General features: G+C 46.7%; 3 protein-coding genes. 1 reads left to right on the forward strand and 2 read right to left on the reverse strand.

What is annotated here, in order from left to right; translation table 11 throughout:
• Positions 1–390: 390 nt before the first annotated feature.
• On the reverse strand, positions 391–1137 hold the full coding sequence (locus tag AB1756_07150; protein MEW5807105.1) for a DUF1670 domain-containing protein: 747 nt from the start codon (positions 1135–1137) through the stop codon (positions 391–393).
• Positions 1134–1985: a DUF1670 domain-containing protein gene (locus tag AB1756_07155; protein MEW5807106.1), complete on the reverse strand. Its 852-nt coding sequence runs from the start codon at positions 1983–1985 to the stop codon at positions 1134–1136. The genes AB1756_07150 and AB1756_07155 overlap by 4 nt, the downstream gene beginning before the upstream one ends.
• Before the next feature lie 19 nt (positions 1986–2004).
• On the opposite strand from AB1756_07155, the gene AB1756_07160 reads away from it, so the two are divergent.
• A partial coding sequence (locus AB1756_07160) for a transposase (GenBank protein MEW5807107.1) occupies positions 2005–2190 on the forward strand: 186 nt, incomplete at its 3' end.

A 2190-nucleotide genomic window follows, 5' to 3' on the forward strand; every position in this document is an offset into this window, starting at 1 on the left:
TTCAAAAGGGATCTTCTCTTATCATGTCTAACTCTATACTCTGTTGGATTCTGGAAGGTGGGGGAGGGCTCTGAGCCACAAAGCTCAGCTGATGATAAAATTTGTGTCTGCAAAGAGACGGAGGATGTTGCCTTTAACAAGGGAATTTGCAACTGCACGATTTGATTTATATTACAAGTGAGATGTCTCATAATCGGTCACTGACATCCAGCTTGGTGTTCCCAAAGTGACAAGCTTAAATGAATAGGAAATTGGTTTTTTACTAAAGTGCCATTTGGCACTTAGATAGGAATGAGCGATTTTTAAGGTTTTCTTCATTGCCATCATTCTACTGAAAACTCTCTCAGAAGAAAAGCAAAGATTCTCTGAAGCAGAAGTCATCATACCTTTTCATTCTCCTTCTTTCTCATTGGAAAGTTCCAGATACTCTCTCACCAGACTCAAACTCATCTCCAGGGTCCGCGAGATCTCTTCCGGCTTCAGCTTCTTGCTCAACGTCAAAACCTTCCGATACGCCTTGATGTAGCGATCACAGGCCTCTTCCGAATGAGACGTCTTTCTCGCAATCTCCGGGGTCTGATAACCCTCCCGGTACAAGCGAATGATGATCTTCTTGTGAGTGACCGCTCTTCCTATGTCATGAACAATCCCTCGGCTCGGTAAGATCTCTCCCGTCTTCTCCATATACTCCCTCACCTGCTTGCTCACCGTCCCTGTGGACAGATGAAGAAGAAAGGCCAGATCACTGTGAGTCAAAAGCGCTCCCTGCTCAAAAGCTTCCCGGAACAACCGCGCCATCTTCTTCTCTTTGATCTCTCGGTCCGAATACCCCTGCTGCTTCCTCTCTAAATCTTCAGAAGAGATCAACGTCAACACCACTGGAGTCAGAGAAGTGTTTTTGCTTCCTCTTCCATAATGAGGCTTCTCTTCCTTCTTCGCCCCATACCACAACACCTGACCCACCTCCATCCTCCAGGGATCCTTCCAACATCGATCCATGACCTTCAGAATATCTTGAGCAAACATCTCCTGGATCTTCTCCCCAGCAATGAACTGATACTCCTTCTTCAATAAATCAATGATCGCTCCCTTGATGGAGTGATTCACCTTGTTCTCGATCATGGGAGGCACTCTCATCTCTTTGATCTCCTCGATCTGACGGATCCTTTCCTCGTTTTCTTCCTCTGGATTTCCTTGACCTTTCTTTTTTTTCGATAGATCTCCCTCAACTGATCCAGCCTCTCCGAATACTCCTCCTGGTCATACTCCCTGATCAATTCCAGATACTCTCTCAACACCCTCTCCGATAGACCGCTGATCAGACGGATCTCCTTCTCCCCGTACCCCTCTTCCTTCAAAATCAATACCCTCGCGAAATCCTTGATGTATCTTAAGATCGCTTCCGAACTGTGCTTCGTCCTCCGGGATATCTCCGTGTATTCATACCCCTTCAGGTACAGCTCCACGATCCTCTTCTTGTGACTCGTCCCTGGTCCGATGTCCTTCCATCTGCCTCGGGTCAACACCACCTCCCCTTCTTTTTCCAGCTCCCGAATGTGTCGGATGATCGTTCTCAAGCTCTCCCCCAAAAGAACAGAAAGATCCGGTTGGGTGAGGAGAACCCCCTGATGAAATGCCTCCCCCGTCAGCCTTAATATCCTCTTCCTCAAAAGCTCCTTCTGACTTATACACTGACAGTCCTCCGGTGAATAAAGCGTGAGTCTCACAGGGATCAACTTCATCTCCTCAATCTTGACTCCAGGAGGAATCTCCTTGGAGACCCCATGAAAGATGATCTCTCCCTCCTTCCTCTTACTCCCAAAGTAAAGATCCAGATAACTCTCAAACAGCTCTGATAAGGATCGGCAGACCGCACGAGGAAAGGCGTACTCTCCTTGAAACTCCTGATACAACTGTTGGGAAATCTGACGACGATAAACAGAATCCCAGCAATCCCTTGCTTGTGATCGGATCTCTTCTCTCATGACATCCTCCCAATGGTTAATGGTTGGTGAAACCTTTATTATATTGAGAGAAGAAAACCCGGATGTCAATTGCCAGTATTTAGCTATTCTGATCCGGTATGAGATTGATGAGATTGAGCGGTTTTCTTGTGCGAAGAAACTGTATTCGTATGCGGGATTAATACCATCAACCTATGCTAGTGGGGAGAGAACGTATCATGGAAGG

Source organism: Acidobacteriota bacterium (assembly GCA_040752675.1).
Classification (GTDB): Bacteria; Acidobacteriota; Polarisedimenticolia; order JBFMGF01; family JBFMGF01; genus JBFMGF01.